Below are 17,583 nucleotides of genomic sequence, written 5' to 3' on the forward strand. Positions count from 1 at the left end.
CCTTTTCCTTCCTAGACCAGCATGCCCATCGGATTTTCGATCATGCGCTTGAAGGCGACCAGAAGTTCGGCGCCGAGCGCACCGTCGACGGCGCGGTGATCGGTCGACAGCGTCACCGACATGATACTGGCGATTTTGATCTCGCCATTCTTGACCACCGGCCGCTGCTCGCCCGCACCCACCGCCAGGATCGTCGCATGCGGCGGGTTGATGACGGCGGCAAAGTCCTTGATGCCGAACATGCCGAGATTGGAAACCGCCGTCGTGCCGCCTTGATATTCCTCAGGCTTCAGCTTGCGGCTGCGCGCACGGCTCGCCAGATCCTTCATCTCGTTGGAGATAGTGGACAGCGTCTTTTCGTCGGCGTGGCGGATGATCGGCGTGATCAGGCCGCCGGGGATCGACACGGCAACGCCGACATCGGCGTGCTTGTGCTTGACCATGGCGCTTTCGGTCCACGACGCATTGGCATCCGGCACCGCCATCAGCGCCATCGCCATCGCCTTGATCACCATGTCGTTGACCGACAGCTTGTAGACGGGCACTTCGCCCTTGTCGGTCTTCTTCATCGGAGCCGCCGCATTGATCTGTGTGCGCAGCGCCAGCAGGGCATCGAGCTCGCAGTCGAGCGTCAGGTAGAAATGCGGGATGGTTGTCTTGGCCTCGACCAGGCGGCGCGCAATGGTCTTGCGCATATTGTCGTGCGGGACGAGCTCGTAGGACCCTTCGGCAAACAGCTTCAGCACCTGTTCGTCCGACATCGCCTTGGGTGCCGGAGCCGGCGCAGACGCCGGAGCGCCGGCAGGTGCGGCTTTCGCGGCCGGCGCGGCCTTGGCGCCACCGCCGGCGATCGCCGCCTCGACATCGGCCTTGACGACACGGCCATGCGGGCCGGTGCCACTCACGGCGGACACATCGACGCCAGCGTCTTTGGCTATGCGCCGCGCCAGCGGCGAGGCGAAAGTGCGCTCGCCTGACGATTGGCTGATCTCCCCCTTTGTGGGGGAGATGGCCGGCAGGCCAGAGGGGTGCGCGACAGACTGAGAGGTCGGCGGGGCAGCGCCCCCCTCTGTCGACTTCGTCGACATCTCCCCCACGGGTGGGGAGATTGACGCCTTATCCTGCTTGGCATCGGCTTTCGCGGGCGCGGCATCGCCACCACCCTTTGCCGCCGCCCCTGCATCCTCGCCTTCGCTGGCCAGAATGGCGATCAGAGCATTGACCTTGACGCCTTCGGTGCCGGCCGGAACGACGAGCTTGGCAACCGTGCCCTCATCGACGGCCTCGACTTCCATCGTCGCCTTGTCGGTCTCGATCTCGGCGATCACGTCGCCCGGCGAAACCTTGTCGCCCTCCTTGACCAGCCACTTGGAAAGATTGCCCTCTTCCATCGTGGGCGAGAGCGCCGGCATGGTGATGTTGATTGGCATGATGTCCTCCCGACCGGCTCAGCGATACGTGACGGCTTTGACCGCCTCGATGACCTCGCCGACATTGGGCAAGGCCAGCTTTTCGAGGTTCGCCGCATAAGGCATCGGCACGTCCTTGCCGGCGATGGTGATGACCGGCGCATCGAGGAAGTCGAAGGCGCGCTGCGAAACCTGGTTGGCGATGTGGTCGCCGACCGAACTTTGCGGGAAACCTTCTTCGACCACGATCAAGCGGTTGGTCTTCTTCACCGAGGCAATGACGGTGTCGAGGTCGAGCGGACGGATGGTCCTGAGATCGATGATCTCGGCATCGATGCCCATGCCGCGCAGCTCGGCTTCCGCCTTGATGGCATAGGTCATGCCGATGCCGAACGAGACGATGGTGACGTCCTTGCCCTGCTTGTGAATGCGCGCCTTGCCGATCGGCAGCACGAAATCGTCAAGCTTCGGCACGTCGAAGGACTGGCCGTAGAGGATTTCGTTTTCGAGGAAGATGACCGGGTTCGGATCGCGGATCGCCGCCTTGAGCAGGCCCTTGGCATCGGCAGCCGTGTACGGCATCACCACTTTCAGGCCGGGAATATGGCTGTACCAGGCGGCATAGCACTGCGAATGCTGGGCGCCGACGCGGGCGGCAGCCCCGTTCGGGCCGCGGAACACGATCGGCGCGCCCATCTGGCCGCCCGACATATAGAGCGTCTTGGCGGCGGAGTTGATGATCTGGTCGATCGCTTGCATGGCGAAATTAAAGGTCATGAATTCGACGATCGGCTTCAGGCCGGCCATTGCCGCACCGACGCCGACGCCGGCAAAGCCATGCTCGGTGATCGGCGTGTCGACCACGCGGCGCGGCCCGAATTCTTGCAGCAGGCCTTGCGTGATCTTGTAGGCGCCCTGGTATTCCGCGACCTCCTCGCCCATGACGAAGACATCGCCGTCGCGGCGCATTTCCTCGGCCATGGCATCGCGCAAGGCCTCGCGCACCGTGGTCGAGACCATCTCGGTGCCGGCGGGAATATCGGGATCGGCCGCAGGTTTGGCCGCCGGAGCGGCGGGAACTGCCTTCGGAGCCTCGCCGGCATCCTGGGGAGCCGCTTTTGAACCTTCCTCGGCTGCATCGGTCCGCTGACCGCCAGCGGAAACGGCATCCTGGGTGGAGGCAGGCTTGCCGCTCTTTTCGACATCGCCTGCACTTTCACCGTCCTGCAGCAACACGGCGATCACCGCGTTGACCTTGACGCCTTCGGTGCCGGCGGGAACCACGATCTTGCCGATCGTGCCTTCATCGACGGCTTCGACTTCCATCGTCGCCTTGTCGGTTTCGATCTCGGCGATGACATCGCCGGCGACGACCTTGTCGCCCTCCTTCTTCAACCATTTGGAAAGATTGCCCTCTTCCATGGTCGGCGAGAGAGCGGGCATGAGAATTTCGATCGGCATGTCCTTGCCCTCCCCGTTACAATACGATGTCGGTCCAGAGCTCGGACGGATCCGGCTCTGCGTCGTGCTGGGCAAATTCGGCGGCGTCGGCGACGATGTCGCGGACTTCCTTGTCGATGTTCTTGAGTTCGTCCTCGGTCGCCCACTTCTTGGCCGTCAGCCGCGCCTTGACCTGCTCGATCGGATCATGATCCGAGCGCATCTTCTGCACTTCTTCCTTGGAGCGGTATTTCGCCGGATCCGACATCGAGTGACCGCGATAGCGATAGGTCTGCATCTCGAGGATGATCGGACCGTTGCCGGCACGGCACCATTCGGTCGCCTGATCACCGGCGGATTTGACCGCACGCACATCCATGCCGTCAACCTGAATGCCGGGAATCTTGAACGATGCGCCGCGATGCGAAAAATTGGTTTCCGCCGACGAGCGCGACACCGAGGTGCCCATGGCATAGCGGTTGTTCTCGATGATGTAGATCACCGGCAGCTTCCACAGCGAGGCCATGTTGAAGCTTTCATAGACCTGGCCCTGGTTGGCTGCGCCATCGCCGAAATAGGTCAGCGAGACATTGTTGTTGTCGCGGTAGCGGTTGGCGAAGGCCAGCCCGGTGCCGAGCGAAACCTGCGCGCCGACAATGCCGTGGCCGCCGTAAAAATGCTTCTCCTTGGAGAACATGTGCATGGAGCCGCCCTTGCCCCTCGACAGGCCACCACGGCGTCCGGTCAGCTCTGCCATGACGCCCCGCGGTGACAGTTCCATCGCCAGCATGTGGCCATGGTCGCGATAGGCGGTGATCATCTGGTCGCCGTTGATCAGCGACATCTTCATGCCGGTGACGACCGCTTCCTGGCCGATATAGAGGTGGCAGAAGCCGCCGATAAAGCCCATGCCGTAGAGCTGGCCGGCCTTTTCCTCGAAGCGGCGGATAAGCAGCATGTGCCGGTAGGCGGCAAGCTCCTCGTCCTTGGTGAAGTCGGCCGGCTTGGGGGCGGAAAGCCCCGTTGATTTGGCGGACGTCGATTTAACGGATTTGGCAGGCGCTTTTTTGGCGGCGGTGGCCATGCATCACTCCCTGTTGGCGTCTCTTTGCGGACACTAAAGCAGACCATGTCTGCTCCGGGGAGGATCAGCTCCTCCCCACCGATTGGAGGGAAGCTAACATGCGAGACCGCGTTTCGCCATGCAGAAAAATGCATGGCTGGCATGCGCCTAAACGCCCAGAATCATTAGAGATAACAGCGATTAACTGAAACTTGATTATTTCGAATTGGCCGGCAGCATGATGGTGATTTCATCGGGCTGGGACAGATTGAGCGCCCGGCGTGCCTGCTCGTCGAGCATATCCTTTTCAAGCGTACCCTCATGCATCAGCTGGACACGCCGCTCCAGATCGACCCGGCGCGCCTTGATGGCATCGTACTTGGCCTGCAATTCGATGGTCTGCGCTTCGAGCTGATATTTGGAATTGATGCCGAACTCGCCATGATAGGCATGGAAGCCGAAATAGGCCAGGAACGCCACGCAAAGCGACGGGATGATCAGCCGGCCGGTGTTTCTCTGCTTGTGCTGGCGTGTCCACATGGTCGCAATCCTCTGACCTGTCTATCTCGCCCGATTGTGCTTAATGGAGGGTTACGGACAGGTGCATTAGCCAGCGCCCGCAACGAAAAAGGGCGGGAAAATCCCGCCCTTCGTCGTTTTCGCCAGTTCGGCAGAATTTAAGCTTTGATTACCGACTTGCCGGCGTAGCGCGCCTGCTTGCCGAGCTCTTCCTCGATGCGGATCAGCTGGTTGTACTTGGCCATGCGATCCGAGCGCGACAGCGAACCGGTCTTGATCTGCCCGCAATTGGTGGCGACGGCGAGGTCGGCGATGGTCGAATCCTCGGTTTCGCCCGAACGGTGCGACATGACGGCTGTGTAGCCTGCCTTGTGCGCGGTCTCGACAGCGTCGAGCGTTTCGGTGAGCGAGCCGATCTGGTTGACCTTGACCAGGATCGAATTGGCGACACCCATGCGGATGCCGTCGCGCAGCCGCGCCGTGTTGGTGACGAAGAGGTCGTCGCCAACCAGCTGCGTCTTGTTGCCGATCAAATCGGTCAGGTACTTCCAACCCTCCCAGTCGTCCTCGGCCAGCCCGTCCTCGATCGAGATGATCGGATAGTCGGCGGCGAGCTTGGCCAGGTACTTGGCCTGCGCCTTGGGATCGCGGGTCTTCTTCTCGCCCTCATAGACGTAATTGCCGTCCTTGAAGAATTCGGTCGCCGCACAGTCGAGACCGAGCGCGATCTCCTCGCCCGGCTTGAAGCCGGCCTTCTCGATCGATTCCATGATGAAATCGAGCGCCACCGGCGCACTCTTCAGATTGGGCGCGAAGCCGCCTTCGTCGCCGACATTGGTGTTGTGGCCGGCATCCTTCAGCTTCTTGCGCAGCGTGTGGAAGATTTCGGAGCCCCAGCGCACGCCTTCGCGCAGCGTCGGCGCGCCGACCGGCAGGATCATGAATTCCTGGAAATCGATCGGATTGTCCGCATGCGCGCCGCCGTTGATGATGTTCATCATGGGCACCGGCAGCAAATGCGCCTTGGTGCCGCCGACATAGCGGTAGAGCGGCAGGCCGGCGGCTTCCGCCGCGGCCTTGGCGACCGCCAGCGAGACGCCGAGGATGGCGTTGGCGCCGAGCCGGCTCTTGTTGGGCGTGCCGTCGAGCTCGATCATGGTCTGGTCGATGTGGATCTGGTTTTCGGCTTCCATGCCGCCGATCGCCTCGAACAGCTCGCCATTGACGGCCTCGACCGCCTTAAGCACGCCCTTGCCGAGATAGCGGGCGCCACCGTCGCGCAGTTCGACGGCCTCATGCGCGCCGGTCGACGCGCCGGACGGCACCGCGGCGCGGCCCATCGAGCCGTCCTCGAGGACGACGTCGACCTCGACGGTCGGATTTCCACGGCTGTCCAGGATTTCACGCCCGACAATGTCGATGATGGCGGTCATTGCGATGTCCCCGATTGATCGATTGAAAGCGTCGCGCCCCTCTTAGCCAAAGTGCCGCAAAAGGCAATCAGGAATGGCATGAAATAATAGCGACGATCGCCCCATGCGGCCAGGCCCAGGGGCCATGGGCGACGCCATCTGACGCAAACAACAACCCCTACCTGACCTCATATGTCTAGGCCCATGGGGCGGCTGCCCCTCCCCTTTTATCGCGGCAATGCCTTATCACGAATACCAGGCGGCGCACAAACTCCAGCCGATGCTTCAAAAGAGGCTACCGCCAACGTGATAAACTTCACATGCAGAGAATTCGAAGATGTTAGGGTCACATCTACAACGCGAACTATTTGGCGACCAAAGTGAAATGAACAAGCTTGAACTCTTTGGGGAGGCGGCAATGGCAGCGATTTCAGGTACTGGCTGGGAACTTCTTATTAGCCGCAAAGTCGAGCATATGAGGGGCACCAGACGCAGGACAGTTGGACCTATAAAGTCTTTCACAACGGCACGGCAGTAACGGGTCTATCGGGGTTCGTGTGTGAATCTCGCGGCCCAGGCGACAATTCCAAAGAAGACAATGGCAGACGCATCGAACCCGGCACCTATCCACTGGCGACACAGGCCGGAGGCAAATATGCGACGATCGGCTACACTGGCGCCAAGACGCCACCCAAACCTGGACTCGAACTGCTGAAGACCAACAAGCGCACCGAAATCCTGATCCATCCGGGCGTCAATTTCCTGTCCAGCGTCGGATGCATCAACCCGACGAAGAAGGTGAGCGGTCCTCTTTCCGACATGGATTTCACGGAGAGCCGGACACGCGCGATCGCCCTCATCGACGATCTGAAAACCTTTGCCGGCGGTGGCTTCCCGAAAAGCAACGGCAAGCGAATTCCCAATGCTTCGGTGGTCGTCGAAGGCGAACCGGTGCTGTCGACCGAGAGTGTCGAGAGCGTGCTCGAAGCCGTTGCGGGCGATCCGAACAAGGGTTTGCCAGCAGCGGTCTTCCAGAAATTCGCGCCGAGACCGGCAAGCGGTTCCAAGCGAACAATCTATGACGGTTACATCGGCGCCTTTACCTCCGACAAAGGCCTCAAGACACTTGGCGATCATGGCGTGTGCAACAACTATGATCGGCTGATGCATTTCTTCGCTCAAGCGGCGATGGAAACCGGTGGCTTCACCCTCATTCGCGAATCCCTGACCTACACGACCGTGGCGGTAATCCGGAACGCATGGAGGTCGCGAGCCGCGGGCAAGACCGATCAGTGGATCGAGGACAACCTGCTGCGCAAGCCGCAAGCCCTGGGCGACTGGGCCTATGGCGGCCGCATGGGCAATGTGAAAGGAACGTTGGACGGCTTCAATTTCCGCGGCGGCGGCACGTTCCAGACCACCGGGCGCGACGCGTACACGGCCAAGGGCAAGCTCGCCAAGGTTGACCTCGCCAATCATCCTGAACTGATCGAGGATCCGCAGACTTCGCTGCTCGCAGCTTGCGCCGAATGGAAAGGGTCAGGCTGCAATGCCTTTGCCGATGCCGGCCTGATCAAAAAGATCTCGCGCGCGATCAACGTCGGCAACGCCAATTCCGCCACGCAGGCCAATGGCGAAGCGGATCGGATCGCCTGGCACGAAAAGGTTTTCAAGGCGGTGAAGAATGCCGGACTCCTCGGCTGAGCATGCCTCGGATCACGTTCGACAACACCACGTCATCATAATTCAGAGATAACAATCTCTGTGTCGACTAGGATGGTGATGCGCGGGGCGAAACAGGAGGAGTTTCGCCATGTCCGAGTTGAGCGGTATCGTGAGTTTGTTCCTGATCGCGGCGGCGTTCCTGACGTCCTGCGATACGCAGCAGCCGCCCAGGGCGGCGACGCAGCTGTCCACGCTTCATGCAACAGAATAATTTAGAAACTGTCGGTTGCACTGAAAGGCCCCCGTTTCGGAATTCGGGGGCCTTTTCACGTCAGGCGTCAGCGCAGCTGATCAATGCCAATACGGCGTGACCTTGTAGTAATCATAGGAAGCGTCACGCGCGGCCTCGCCATCGGCGCCGGCCAGTTCATTGATCGAATAGGCGGGTGCTGCCTTCAGCTGCTCCTTCGAGAACGGCACGACATAGCCGCCCTTGTCCTCGTCATAGTCGAGGCTCGCCCACGGAATGGCGTGATACTTCTCGCCAATGCCGAGAAATCCACCGAACCCGATCACCGCGAACATGATGCCGTTCGACGTCTTGTCGAGCATGATGTCCTCGATGATGCCGATGCTCGTGCCTTCGGTGTTGTAGACCGACGTGCCGATGACGCGCGAAGCGGCGATGGCTTCGGTGTGGCCTGTTTGGGTGGTCATGGCTGCTGCTCCTCATGTCGTTGATCGATACTTTGACAATGAGGGGCGCGGGCGAAAGTTCCCGTTTTTTCGAGCGGGCGGGCGGTTACTCCGCGAGGATGAACGTCACCTTCATGTTGACGCGATAGGCCGCGATCCTGCCGTCCTCGACGACGATCTTCTGGTCCTGGATCCAGGCGCCTTCGACGTTCTTCAGGGTCTTTGAGGCGCGCTCAATCCCCTTCTCTATGGCGTCCTGAAAGCTCTTTTTCGACGACGACGTGATTTCGGTGACCCGGGCGACGGACATGGCTTCCTCCTGCCAAGACGCTCATTTGCAGCAGCGAGCCTACAGCCGGCTTATGCCTTCCACAAGCAGGGCACCGCGCGCGAGCGCCGTAGCCGAAACCATCAGCCTCGGTTCAGGTCAACAGCATTCTTGGCGATGCGGTCGAATGCCATCAGTCTTTCGAGCAGCGCCGGCATGTCCTTCAGCGGCAGCATGTTGGGCCCGTCGGAGGAGGTCGAATTGTCGGGATCCTGGTGGGTCTCTATGAACACGCCGGCGACGCCGACGGCAACGGCAGCCCGCGCCAGCGTCTCGACAAAGCGGCGCTCGCCACCGGAGGAACCGCCCTGCCCGCCCGGCTGCTGCACCGAATGGGTGGCGTCGAAAATCACCGGCGCGCCGATCTCGGCCATCACAGGCAAAGCCCGCATGTCCGACACCAGCGTGTTGTAGCCGAAAGACGCGCCGCGCTCGGTGGTCAGCACATTGAGGTTGCCCGAACCGGTGATCTTGGCCACCACGTTCTTCATATCCCAAGGCGCCAGGAACTGCCCCTTCTTGACGTTGATCACCTTGCCGGTCTTGGCGGCGGCGACCAGCATGTCGGTCTGGCGCGACAGGAAGGCCGGAATCTGCAGCACATCGACATGGTGTGCGACGATCGCGCACTGCTCCTCGGTGTGGACATCGGTCAGAATGGGAAGCGAAAACGCCTTGCGCAACTCGTCGAACACCGGAAGCGCCGCGTCCATGCCGGCGCCGCGCGTTGCCGACAGCGAGGTGCGGTTGGCCTTGTCGTAGCTGGTCTTGTAGACGAGGCCGATGCCGAGCTTGCCGGTCAGTTCCTTCAGCGCGCCGGCCATGTCGAAAGCGTGCTGGCGCGATTCGAACTGGCACGGGCCGGCGATCAACGCCAAGGGCCCGCTATTGTCGAAGACGACATTGCCGACGGTTACCGACGAATTCGGCGCCAGCGAATTGGGCCCTTGCGGCTTGCTCATGGGGTCTCCCGGAAGATGAAAGCCGCGCCCTGCCCGGATGCCGGCTGCACGACGATTTCGTTGCCCGCTATATCGTGCCCGACGGCGTTGTCTGCAAGCAGCCTCGCGACAGCGCCGACACTGCGGACTGAAAAGACAATCGCGGCGAAGCGAACTCTTGTCGGCGCACCGGCCGGAATGTCGAAGCGCGCGGTCAAAGCCGCAGGATCCAGAACGGTCAGATGCGCATTCGGCAGGTCGAAGACCGCGCTGCTCTGCTGCTCCGAGCCAACCACTGTCGAGATCAGGCTGATCTGTGTGGAAGGCGCGTCGCTGACCGCGACGATTTCGGCAATGCCGGTCACGCCGTTGGCATGGGCCTGCAGTGCCGTACGGTCGATTTGAGGGGCGTTGATCCGCTCGCAAGCGAACAGAAAGGCGTCCGTCGTCTCGGCGCCGGCGGCGAAAGCCAGTTTGAACGAGGCCATGTCGCTCTTTCCGGCCGTGTCGGTGAAGGCGCGGGAAAAGCTCAGCACGTCCCCCGCCGACAGACCGGCCGAGACATAGCGCGCATGATCCGCATCGGCATCATCGGTGGCCAGCACCACGGCGGAAAAGCCCTCATCGCCCAGCCTGGCGCGATAGAGGCGGTCGCGCGCGACAAAGACATTGCCGCCGGCGATCGCACTCGCTGCCAGCTGTTCATTCCCAACCGCTAGCGGTTCGAGATAGGTGCCGTCGGCAAGGAAGACGCAGCAATTTTCGGTGCCAAAGGGATGAACGCCGGTTGGCGCGACGATGAAGCCAAGCGATGTCAGCCGCGCCCGCGCCACGGCGAGGCTCGCCGTCGGCAGCACCAGATGGTCAAGCGGATGGGTCGTGCTGGTCATGCCGGCGCGGTGTGCATCATTCCCGAAATTGGTTCAAGGCCTCTTGCCGGCCCGATCAGGCCGTCGCCACGATATCGGCCGAATAGCGCAATTCGCGCAAGGGTTTGACCCGGCTGGTCGTCTCGGCATAGAGCGGGTGCGCCTTGTAGGCGGCAAGCGCGGCATCGTCCTCGAACTCGGCATAGACCACCACGTCGATCGCATCCGACAGCGGATCGACCTTGGTGTTGAGCGTCACCTCGAAGTGGCTTGAATGCGGGATCTTGCCCAGCGTGAGCAAGCCCGTGCGCACGGCCTCGACATCGTCCTTGCGCCGCGCGCTGAAGAAAACGATATGCCGGATCACGCCTGCCTCCACGTTCGATTTGCGGGCATGTTTTGTGTGAGCGGGACCGTCGCGTCAACCGCCACGATGTCGCGCCCGGCAACGCCGGCAGGCGACTTTGCAGAGGCGCAAAAGCTAGGCCCCGCCGGTGACGTAGCGCACGACGCGCGACATCTCCCTGACCGTCGTGTCGAGATAGCGGCCCTGATTATAGAGGCCATCCCAGATCAGGAAAAAGGCGATGGCGGTGATGACGATGACGTAACGCATGGCTGAAACTAACGTATGTGGCTGTTCGTAACCACAGCGATTTCACCGGCGGTCGCTCGCCCTCACGGATTCTGGCCCCAGGCACGCCACCTGGGCCAGTGCCGGGCACGGCTTGCCTCTTGAAGTTCCCGTCGATGCGGTGGAAGATTGTGGCCAAAATTCACGCAGGCAGCGGTGTTCGCGCCTGACGAATGAAAGTGGAGGACGTGGAGGCCGGCAGATCTTGCGCCGCCCCCGCGGAAGTCCAGGGGGGTGTGAGATGGCTGTCAGGGAATACAAAGGCATCGGCGACGCCATCAGGCTGGACGAACTCAATTTCGCCGAGATCGTCAAGGGCCTGCCGGCCAAGGCGCGCATGGTGCTATCGGCGGCGATGAAATTGCCGCGCGGTTCGCTGAAGGTGAGGATGCCGGATGGCCGGGCGGTGCTTGTCGGCGGCAACGGACCCGGGCCGGATGCCGAGCTGGTGTTGAAGAACTGGCGCCTGCCCGGCCGTGCCTTTTCCGGCGGCACCATCGGCGTTGCCGAATCCTACATGGACGGCGACTGGGAAAGCCCTGATGTAACCAGCTTCCTCGAACTGTTCGTCGTCAACTCGGCCGTTGGGGAACGCATTGCCGGCGGCGCCAACTGGCTCATCAACACGGTCCAGCGCATCCGCCACTGGTTCAACGAAAACACCCGCACAGGCTCGAAGCGCAACATCTCGGCGCATTACGATCTCGGCAACGCCTTCTACAAGCAATGGCTCGATCCCAGCATGACCTATTCGTCGGCGCTCTATGCGACCGGCGCCAACGACCTGGAAAGCGCTCAGGCCGCCAAGTACCGCGCGCTGGCCAAGGATACCGGCATCGGCAAGAAGGACCATGTGCTCGAGATCGGCTGCGGCTGGGGCGGTTTTGCCGAATTTGCCGCGCGCGAGATCGGCTGCCGCGTCACCGGCCTGACCATCAGCCGCGAACAGCACGATTTTGCCAAGGCGCGCATCCAGAAGGCGGGACTGTCTGACAAGGTCGACATCAAGCTGCAGGATTACCGAGACGAAACGGGCACTTACGACCGCATCGCCTCAATCGAGATGTTCGAGGCGGTCGGCGAAAAATATTGGCCGGTATTTTTCGGCAAGATGAAGGCGTGCTTGAGGCCCGGCGGCACCGCCGGCCTGCAGATCATCACCATCAACGAGGCCGCCTACGACACCTATCGGGGGCGGCCGGATTTCATCCAGCGCTATGTCTTCCCGGGCGGCATGCTGCCGACGCCGTCGATCCTGAAGACGCTGGGCAGCGACCATGGCCTTTCCCATCTGCGCGAGCGCGTCTTTCCGGACGACTATGCCCGCACGCTTGCCGAATGGCGCAACCGCTTCTGGGCGTCGTGGGAAAAGATCGTCCCGCTCGGCTTCGACGACCGCTTCAAGAAGCTTTGGGAATTCTATCTCCACTATTGCGAAGCCGGCTTTAGAGCCAGCTACATCGACGTGCGCCAGGTGGTCTACAAGGCCTGATCCGAAGCGTGATTGAGCGGGCGTATGCCCGCTTCCCTGTTAGCTGCGCGTTTGCCTCAAAGCAGGATGCGATACTTCGCAAACCCGGATTCGCCCTCGCCGGCCGGCTCGATCTTGAGCGATTTCACTCCCGATATAAAATCCTTCGCTTTGGGCCCGGTCTCGAACACGACAGTGGTGCCGGGCAGCGGCGTGAACGACCAATTGTCGTCGGCCGAGGGGTTGATCGTGCCTTCGCTGACGACGTAGCGCACGATCACGTCGCGGTTGGTGTCCGGCGCCTCGTAGATGATCTTCGAGGGATTGATGTCGGGGAAATTGCCGCCACCGCCGGCGCGGTAATTGTTGGTGGCGACGACGAATTTCGCTGCCGGATCAATAGGCTTGCCGTCGAAGCTGAGGCCGACGATGCGGTTCGAGCCGGCATTGGCGACGCCACCCTTGGCATCGTATTTTGGCGGCTGCGACAGGTCTATTCTGTAGCTGACGCCATCGATCACATCGAAATTGTAGGACGGGAATTCGGTGTCGATGAGCGCCTGGTCGGCCTTGCCCGGCTCGATCTTCCTGAAAATGCCGGCCGACATTTCCAGCCATTCCTTCACTTGCGCGCCGGTGATTTCGACGGCGCGCACCGTGTTCGGATAGAGATAGAGGTCGGCGACGTTCTTGATGGCGATGTCGCCCACCGGCACGTCGGTATAGTAGTCGGCGCCGTTGCGCCCGCCGGCCTTGAAGGGTGCTGCCGCCGACAGCAGCGGCACATCCTTCCACTGCGTGCTTTTTAATATGTCCTTGAGGTACCAGCTCTGCGCCTGGTTGACGATCTGCACCGACGGATCGTCGGCGACCAGCGCGAAATAGGAATAGAGCGGCGCCGAGGTCTTGCCGACCGGTCGGCGGACATAGGCAAGTGTCGCCTCATGGTCCGCCTTCAGCGCATCGACGACGCGCTGGTCGTCCGCCACCGTCGGCTTGTTTGCCTTGTCGACGCGCTCGTAGATCGGCCTTGCCTCAGATGTGGCCGAGGCTACGCGCCATTTCGATCCGTCCCGTTCCAGAAGCAGATCGATCAGTCCCATATGCGAGCCCCAGAAACCGCCCATCACGGCGGGCTTGCCCTGCAGCGTGCCTTTCTCTGTGTCGACGCCTTCGAGCGCCTGAAAATCCTTCTTGCCGGGGAAGACGAGATGCTGATGGCCGGTGAACACCGCATCGATGCCTTCGACGCCGGCGACGAAGAAGGAGGCGTTCTCCATGCCGTCGCCCTGCTTGATATCGATGCCGGAATGCGAGAGCGCGATGACGATGTCGGCGCCCTCCTCCTTGATCTGCGGCACCCATGCCCTGGCCGCCTCGACGATGTCGCGCGTCCTGACATTGCCTTTCAGGTTCTTCAGGTCCCAGACCATGATCTGCGGCGGCACGAAGCCGATGATGCCGATCTTGATCGGCTGCTCGGCGCCCGACCCGTCCTTGATCTTCTTGTCGAGGATGACATAGGGCTTGAGGTAGAGCTTGTCGTCGCGCGGGTTGGCGGCAAGCTCGGTGCCGCGGATCAGATTGGCACAGACGAAGGGGAAATTGGCTCCGGCCAGCACCTTGTCGAGGAACGACAGGCCGTAATTGAACTCGTGATTGCCGAGCGTCGAGCATTCATAGCCCAGCAGGTTCATGCCCTTCGTGATCGGATGCAGATCGCCGTCCTTGAGGCCCTTCTCATAGGCGATGTAATCGCCCATCGGATTGCCCTGCAAAAGATCGCCATTGTCGATCAGCATCGCATTGATGGCTTCCTTGCGCACCGCCGCGATCAGTGAGGCCGTCCGCGACAGGCCCATCGTGTCGTTGGCTTTGTCTGCGTAGTAGTCGTAAGGCAGCACATTCACATGGATGTCGGTGGTCTCCATGATCCTCAGATGCGCCTGATTGGCCTGCGCGCGGGCGGAAAACGGATGCAGCATGATGAGCGCCCCGCTGGCGGCCGCACCGGCAAGCAAACTACGGCGGGAGACGGGGTAGTTGAGATGCGGCATTGGTTTTCCTTCCCAGCGACGTGACAAGATCCCGGCCCCGGGCGGAAGCTTCGCGCCGAAAACCGGCCATGTCCATCGGGAAGTCAGTCGATCAGCAAAAGGCGACGGCTGGATGAATATCCTTGGCCGCGGTTGAGAACCTCAGCCCTTGTCGTCATCGCCCTGGGTAATCAGCCGCGCGCTGCGCTGGCCGGTGAAATAGATCCATAGCCAGCTAAGCGACACCGAGAGCCGGTTGCGAAAACCGATCAGGAAGTAGATATGCGCCACGCCCCACAGCCACCAGGCAAGCCATCCCGTGAGCTTGATCCGGCCGAAATCGATCGCGGCTGCCCACTTGCCGATCGTCGCCAGGTCGCCGGCATGTTTGTAGCGGAAAGGGCGCGGCGCGCTATCGCCGGCCAGCCGCGCCTTGATCGTCGCGGCAACATGCTTGCCCTCCTGCTTGGCGGAGGGCGCCACGCCTGGCACCGGCTTGCCGTCCGGCCGCAAGACATGCGCTGTGTCGCCAATGACGAAGATCTCCGGACTGTTCGGCACGGTCAGATCGGGCTCGACCATTACCCTGCCCGCCCGGTCCACCGGCGCGCCCAGCCACTCTCCCGCGCGCGAAGCCGCTACGCCGGCGGCCCACAGGATGGTTCGCGCCGGCAGATGCGTATCGCCAAAGACGACGCCTTCGGCATCGAGGCGCGTGACGGCGCGGCCAAGCTCGACCGTGACGCCCCGCCGCTCCAGCGCCTTGCGCGCATAGTCGGACAGCTTTGGCGCGAAATTGGCGAGGATCCTGTCTCCGGCCTCGACCAGCACCACACGCGCCTCACGCGTGTCGATGTTGCGGAATTCGCCGCGCAGCGTTTCATGCGCGAGTTCGACAATGGTGCCGGCAAGCTCCACGCCGGTCGGGCCGCCGCCGACGGTGACCAGTGTCAGCAGTGCCTGGCGCTTGGCCGGATCGGTCTCGCGCTCGGCCTGCTCGAAGGCGAGCAGGATGCGCCGGCGAATGGTGGTTGCATCTTCAAGCGTCTTCAGCCCGGGCGCGAAAGGCTCCCATTCGTCGTGGCCGAAATAAGCATGACGCGCGCCGGTGGCGAGCACCAGCGTGTCGTAGGGAACAGAACTGCCGTCCTCAAGCAGCACGCGTTTGCCTGGACGGTCGACGCCGGTGACGTTGCCGAGCAGGGTCGTCACGTCCTCGCGCTTGCGCAGCAGATGACGGATCGGCCAGGCAACTTCCGAGGTCGCCAGCGAGGTGGTCGCCACCTGGTAGAGCAGCGGCTGGAAAAGGTGATGGTTGCGCTTGTCGATCATGGTGATGCGCACGGGTGCGCCAGCCAGCGCCCGCGTGAGTTCGAGACCGCCGAACCCTGCGCCGACGACAACGACATGATGGCTGGTTTCACTCATCGCATTCACCCCTGTTTGTCTCCCTTTATCTAGTGATTTTTGTGCACCGCAACAATGTCGCGGCGCGCTAGACTGCCGCGCGTAAGGCTGCCCAGGACTCGTCGCCGGATGTCGCGAATGCCTATGTCGGCAAGCATGGACGGGTATAGCCTTGCAGGGGCTGGAACCACGGGAGTGAAGCATGGCCAACGACGATGACAAAGATGGCAAAGGGCGGGCGCAATATTATTCGCCGCCTTGCTTCATGCACGAACTCGATCCGGAATTTCGCGCGCCATTGACCGACTGGACCGATGTGCGCCGTTGGCGCAAGGCCGAGCGCGAGCGTCTGATCGCGGCACGGTTGGCGGTTTCCGCCGATGCGCGGGTGGCGATGTCGCGGGCTATCGCCGAAGGGCTCGACGCGGCCATCGGCGACATTGCCGGCCGCATGGTCAGCCTCTATTGGCCGTTTCGCGGCGAGCCGGACCTGCGGCCGTGGATGGCGTCGATCAACGAACGCGGCGGCCGCACGGCGCTGCCCATCGTGATCGAGAAAGGCCAGCCGCTGATCTTCCGCGCTTATGTACCCGGCGACCGGCTGGAAAAAGGCATCTGGAACATCCCGATCCCGGCCGAAGGCGAGCCGGTGCTGCCCGACATCGTCATCTCGCCGATCGTCGGCATCGACCGGCGAAACTACCGCCTGGGCTATGGCGGTGGCTTCTTCGACCGCACGCTGGCTGCCATGCCGTTCAAGCCATTGGTCATCGGAGTCGGCTACGAACTGCAGCGCATAGCCACCATCTACCCGCAGCCGCACGATATTCCGATGGATAGGCTGGTGACCGAGGCTGCTCAGGGCTAAGCCAGTTCCGGCTTCATGCCCATGGCGGTCCGGTCGACGATCTCGCGCAAGGCAAACGACGAATTGATCTTGGTCACATGCGGCATCGCCGACAGCCACTCCTTGTGGATGCGCTCATAGTCGACCAGATCCTTGGCGGCGATGCGCAGGATATAGTCGTATTCGCCCGACATCAGGTGGCACGACAGCACATTGGGGCAGCGCTTGATCGCCGCCTCGAAATCCGACAGCGTCTTTTCGAACTGTCCCGACAGCGATATGTGCACGATCGCCGTCATCTGGTGGCCGAGCGCGGCATTCGAAAGCCTGGCATGATAGCCGCGGATGGTGCCGGATTTCTCCAGATTGTCGAGCCGGCGCGAACAGGCCGATTGCGACAGCCCGACCCTTTCGGCGAGCGCCGCATTGGGTATTCGCCCATCCTTCTGCAGTGCCTCGAGAATGGCGATATCGATCCTGTCGAGCGGCATTTCTCGTGATTCCTGCGAAGTTTCCTTGATTTCGCGCAACGATTATCGAAACGCGTGACCCCGCGCAAGCGCATTCGCAAACACCTGCGCAACGATTCGTGGTTCACTCGGTTGATACAGGGAACGAGCCCGAAGGGCCGGATCAGGAGAAGACTATGCGCGTCGGTTGCCCCAAGGAAATCAAGAACCACGAATACCGCGTCGGCCTGACGCCGGGCTCCGTCCGCGAATATGTCGCGCATGGCCATGAAGTGCTGGTCGAAAGCGGCGCCCGGGCCCGCCGCAGGGCCCCGTGGCTCTGCCACCCCGCCCCCGCGGGGCCCCATCGCCCGGGGGGGTATTAGCAAGTGTCCCG

At 62.0% G+C, this 17,583-nt stretch carries 18 protein-coding genes and 1 pseudogene; 5 read left to right on the forward strand and 14 right to left on the reverse strand.

Annotated features, from left to right (window positions below; translation table 11 throughout):
• Positions 1–11 precede the first annotated feature (11 nt).
• The 5 genes from NKI06_RS25715 to eno all read right to left on the reverse strand — a co-directional run bounded on the left by NKI06_RS25715 (position 12) and on the right by eno (position 5,864).
• A complete protein-coding gene (locus NKI06_RS25715; RefSeq protein WP_352987564.1) occupies positions 12–1,430 on the reverse strand; it encodes a pyruvate dehydrogenase complex dihydrolipoamide acetyltransferase in 1,419 nt (472 codons plus the stop codon).
• A gap of 18 nt (positions 1,431–1,448) precedes the next feature.
• Entirely contained in the window at positions 1,449–2,870 is a 1,422-nt protein-coding gene (locus tag NKI06_RS25720) for a pyruvate dehydrogenase complex E1 component subunit beta (RefSeq protein ID WP_352987565.1), read from the reverse strand.
• Between the two features lie 16 nt (positions 2,871–2,886).
• A complete protein-coding gene (gene pdhA / locus NKI06_RS25725) occupies positions 2,887–3,933 on the reverse strand; it encodes a pyruvate dehydrogenase (acetyl-transferring) E1 component subunit alpha (RefSeq protein WP_023682559.1) in 1,047 nt (348 codons plus the stop codon).
• Between the two features lie 195 nt (positions 3,934–4,128).
• Complete coding sequence (locus tag NKI06_RS25730; RefSeq protein WP_023688447.1) at positions 4,129–4,452, reverse strand: FtsB family cell division protein; 324 nt, start codon at positions 4,450–4,452, stop codon at positions 4,129–4,131.
• Positions 4,453–4,589: 137 nt separating this feature from the next.
• Entirely contained in the window at positions 4,590–5,864 is a 1,275-nt protein-coding gene (eno, locus tag NKI06_RS25735) for a phosphopyruvate hydratase (RefSeq protein WP_023688446.1), read from the reverse strand.
• Positions 5,865–6,398: 534 nt separating this feature from the next.
• On the opposite strand from eno, the gene NKI06_RS25740 reads away from it, so the two are divergent.
• The gene (locus tag NKI06_RS25740; RefSeq protein ID WP_352987566.1) at positions 6,399–7,547 is read left to right on the forward strand and encodes a glycoside hydrolase family 19 protein; all 1,149 of its coding nucleotides are present in this window, start codon (positions 6,399–6,401) and stop codon (positions 7,545–7,547) included.
• Between the two features lie 109 nt (positions 7,548–7,656).
• Positions 7,657–7,779, forward strand: a complete 123-nt coding sequence (locus NKI06_RS25745) for a hypothetical protein (protein WP_352987567.1) — start codon at positions 7,657–7,659, stop codon at positions 7,777–7,779.
• Between the two features lie 80 nt (positions 7,780–7,859).
• Here the strand turns inward: NKI06_RS25745 and NKI06_RS25750 are convergent, their stop codons facing one another.
• The 6 genes from NKI06_RS25750 to NKI06_RS25775 all read right to left on the reverse strand — a co-directional run bounded on the left by NKI06_RS25750 (position 7,860) and on the right by NKI06_RS25775 (position 10,958).
• The gene (locus tag NKI06_RS25750; RefSeq protein ID WP_352987568.1) at positions 7,860–8,225 is read right to left on the reverse strand and encodes a PRC-barrel domain-containing protein; all 366 of its coding nucleotides are present in this window, start codon (positions 8,223–8,225) and stop codon (positions 7,860–7,862) included.
• A gap of 85 nt (positions 8,226–8,310) precedes the next feature.
• On the reverse strand, positions 8,311–8,514 hold the full coding sequence (locus NKI06_RS25755) for a dodecin family protein (protein WP_023668908.1): 204 nt from the start codon (positions 8,512–8,514) through the stop codon (positions 8,311–8,313).
• Between the two features lie 101 nt (positions 8,515–8,615).
• The gene (kdsA, locus tag NKI06_RS25760; RefSeq protein ID WP_352987569.1) at positions 8,616–9,494 is read right to left on the reverse strand and encodes a 3-deoxy-8-phosphooctulonate synthase; all 879 of its coding nucleotides are present in this window, start codon (positions 9,492–9,494) and stop codon (positions 8,616–8,618) included.
• A complete protein-coding gene (locus tag NKI06_RS25765) occupies positions 9,491–10,363 on the reverse strand; it encodes a VOC family protein (protein WP_352987570.1) in 873 nt (290 codons plus the stop codon). Before NKI06_RS25765 ends, kdsA begins: the two co-directional genes overlap by 4 nt.
• 55 nt (positions 10,364–10,418) lie before the next feature.
• Complete coding sequence (locus NKI06_RS25770) at positions 10,419–10,709, reverse strand: Dabb family protein (RefSeq protein ID WP_352987571.1); 291 nt, start codon at positions 10,707–10,709, stop codon at positions 10,419–10,421.
• Between the two features lie 114 nt (positions 10,710–10,823).
• Entirely contained in the window at positions 10,824–10,958 is a 135-nt protein-coding gene (locus NKI06_RS25775; protein ID WP_352987572.1) for a hypothetical protein, read from the reverse strand.
• Between the two features lie 259 nt (positions 10,959–11,217).
• Here NKI06_RS25775 and NKI06_RS25780 point away from each other — a divergent pair, with 259 nt between their 5' ends.
• Positions 11,218–12,468 (forward strand): class I SAM-dependent methyltransferase, encoded by a 1,251-nt coding sequence (locus NKI06_RS25780; RefSeq protein WP_352987573.1) that lies wholly within the window; start codon positions 11,218–11,220, stop codon positions 12,466–12,468.
• A 56-nt stretch (positions 12,469–12,524) separates the two neighbouring features.
• Here the strand turns inward: NKI06_RS25780 and NKI06_RS25785 are convergent, their stop codons facing one another.
• Both NKI06_RS25785 and NKI06_RS25790 read right to left on the reverse strand, forming a co-directional pair.
• Entirely contained in the window at positions 12,525–14,504 is a 1,980-nt protein-coding gene (locus NKI06_RS25785) for a bifunctional 2',3'-cyclic-nucleotide 2'-phosphodiesterase/3'-nucleotidase (RefSeq protein WP_352987574.1), read from the reverse strand.
• Positions 14,505–14,645: 141 nt separating this feature from the next.
• Complete coding sequence (locus NKI06_RS25790; protein ID WP_352987575.1) at positions 14,646–15,911, reverse strand: NAD(P)/FAD-dependent oxidoreductase; 1,266 nt, start codon at positions 15,909–15,911, stop codon at positions 14,646–14,648.
• Between the two features lie 181 nt (positions 15,912–16,092).
• On the opposite strand from NKI06_RS25790, the gene NKI06_RS25795 reads away from it, so the two are divergent.
• Positions 16,093–16,758, forward strand: a complete 666-nt coding sequence (locus tag NKI06_RS25795) for a 5-formyltetrahydrofolate cyclo-ligase (protein ID WP_352987576.1) — start codon at positions 16,093–16,095, stop codon at positions 16,756–16,758.
• On the opposite strand, the gene NKI06_RS25800 is transcribed toward NKI06_RS25795, so the two are convergent.
• Positions 16,755–17,228 (reverse strand): Lrp/AsnC family transcriptional regulator, encoded by a 474-nt coding sequence (locus NKI06_RS25800; protein WP_023668897.1) that lies wholly within the window; start codon positions 17,226–17,228, stop codon positions 16,755–16,757. The genes NKI06_RS25795 and NKI06_RS25800 overlap by 4 nt on opposite strands.
• Before the next feature lie 155 nt (positions 17,229–17,383).
• Between NKI06_RS25800 and NKI06_RS25805 the strand changes: the two are divergent.
• Positions 17,384–17,506 (forward strand): annotated as a pseudogene (locus NKI06_RS25805) (alanine dehydrogenase); the annotation flags it as partial.
• Positions 17,507–17,583: the final 77 nt, after the last annotated feature.

Source organism: Mesorhizobium sp. M0772 (assembly GCF_040320135.1).
Classification (GTDB): domain Bacteria; phylum Pseudomonadota; class Alphaproteobacteria; order Rhizobiales; family Rhizobiaceae; genus Mesorhizobium.

Bases quoted from the DNA above. Each gene is read 5' to 3' on its own strand.
- NKI06_RS25715 (WP_352987564.1), bottom strand. From the start codon at position 1,430: ATGCCAATCAACATCACCATGCCGGCGCTCTCGCCCACGATGGAAGAG.
- NKI06_RS25720 (WP_352987565.1), bottom strand. From the start codon at position 2,870: ATGCCGATCGAAATTCTCATGCCCGCTCTCTCGCCGACCATGGAAGAG.
- pdhA (WP_023682559.1), bottom strand. From the start codon at position 3,933: ATGGCCACCGCCGCCAAAAAAGCGCCTGCCAAATCCGTTAAATCGACG.
- NKI06_RS25730 (WP_023688447.1), bottom strand. From the start codon at position 4,452: ATGTGGACACGCCAGCACAAGCAGAGAAACACCGGCCGGCTGATCATC.
- eno (WP_023688446.1), bottom strand. From the start codon at position 5,864: ATGACCGCCATCATCGACATTGTCGGGCGTGAAATCCTGGACAGCCGT.
- NKI06_RS25745 (WP_352987567.1), top strand. From the start codon at position 7,657: ATGTCCGAGTTGAGCGGTATCGTGAGTTTGTTCCTGATCGCGGCGGCG.
- NKI06_RS25750 (WP_352987568.1), bottom strand. From the start codon at position 8,225: ATGACCACCCAAACAGGCCACACCGAAGCCATCGCCGCTTCGCGCGTC.
- NKI06_RS25755 (WP_023668908.1), bottom strand. From the start codon at position 8,514: ATGTCCGTCGCCCGGGTCACCGAAATCACGTCGTCGTCGAAAAAGAGC.
- kdsA (WP_352987569.1), bottom strand. From the start codon at position 9,494: ATGAGCAAGCCGCAAGGGCCCAATTCGCTGGCGCCGAATTCGTCGGTA.
- NKI06_RS25765 (WP_352987570.1), bottom strand. From the start codon at position 10,363: ATGACCAGCACGACCCATCCGCTTGACCATCTGGTGCTGCCGACGGCG.
- NKI06_RS25775 (WP_352987572.1), bottom strand. From the start codon at position 10,958: ATGCGTTACGTCATCGTCATCACCGCCATCGCCTTTTTCCTGATCTGG.
- NKI06_RS25780 (WP_352987573.1), top strand. From the start codon at position 11,218: ATGGCTGTCAGGGAATACAAAGGCATCGGCGACGCCATCAGGCTGGAC.
- NKI06_RS25785 (WP_352987574.1), bottom strand. From the start codon at position 14,504: ATGCCGCATCTCAACTACCCCGTCTCCCGCCGTAGTTTGCTTGCCGGT.
- NKI06_RS25790 (WP_352987575.1), bottom strand. From the start codon at position 15,911: ATGAGTGAAACCAGCCATCATGTCGTTGTCGTCGGCGCAGGGTTCGGC.
- NKI06_RS25795 (WP_352987576.1), top strand. From the start codon at position 16,093: ATGGCCAACGACGATGACAAAGATGGCAAAGGGCGGGCGCAATATTAT.
- NKI06_RS25800 (WP_023668897.1), bottom strand. From the start codon at position 17,228: ATGCCGCTCGACAGGATCGATATCGCCATTCTCGAGGCACTGCAGAAG.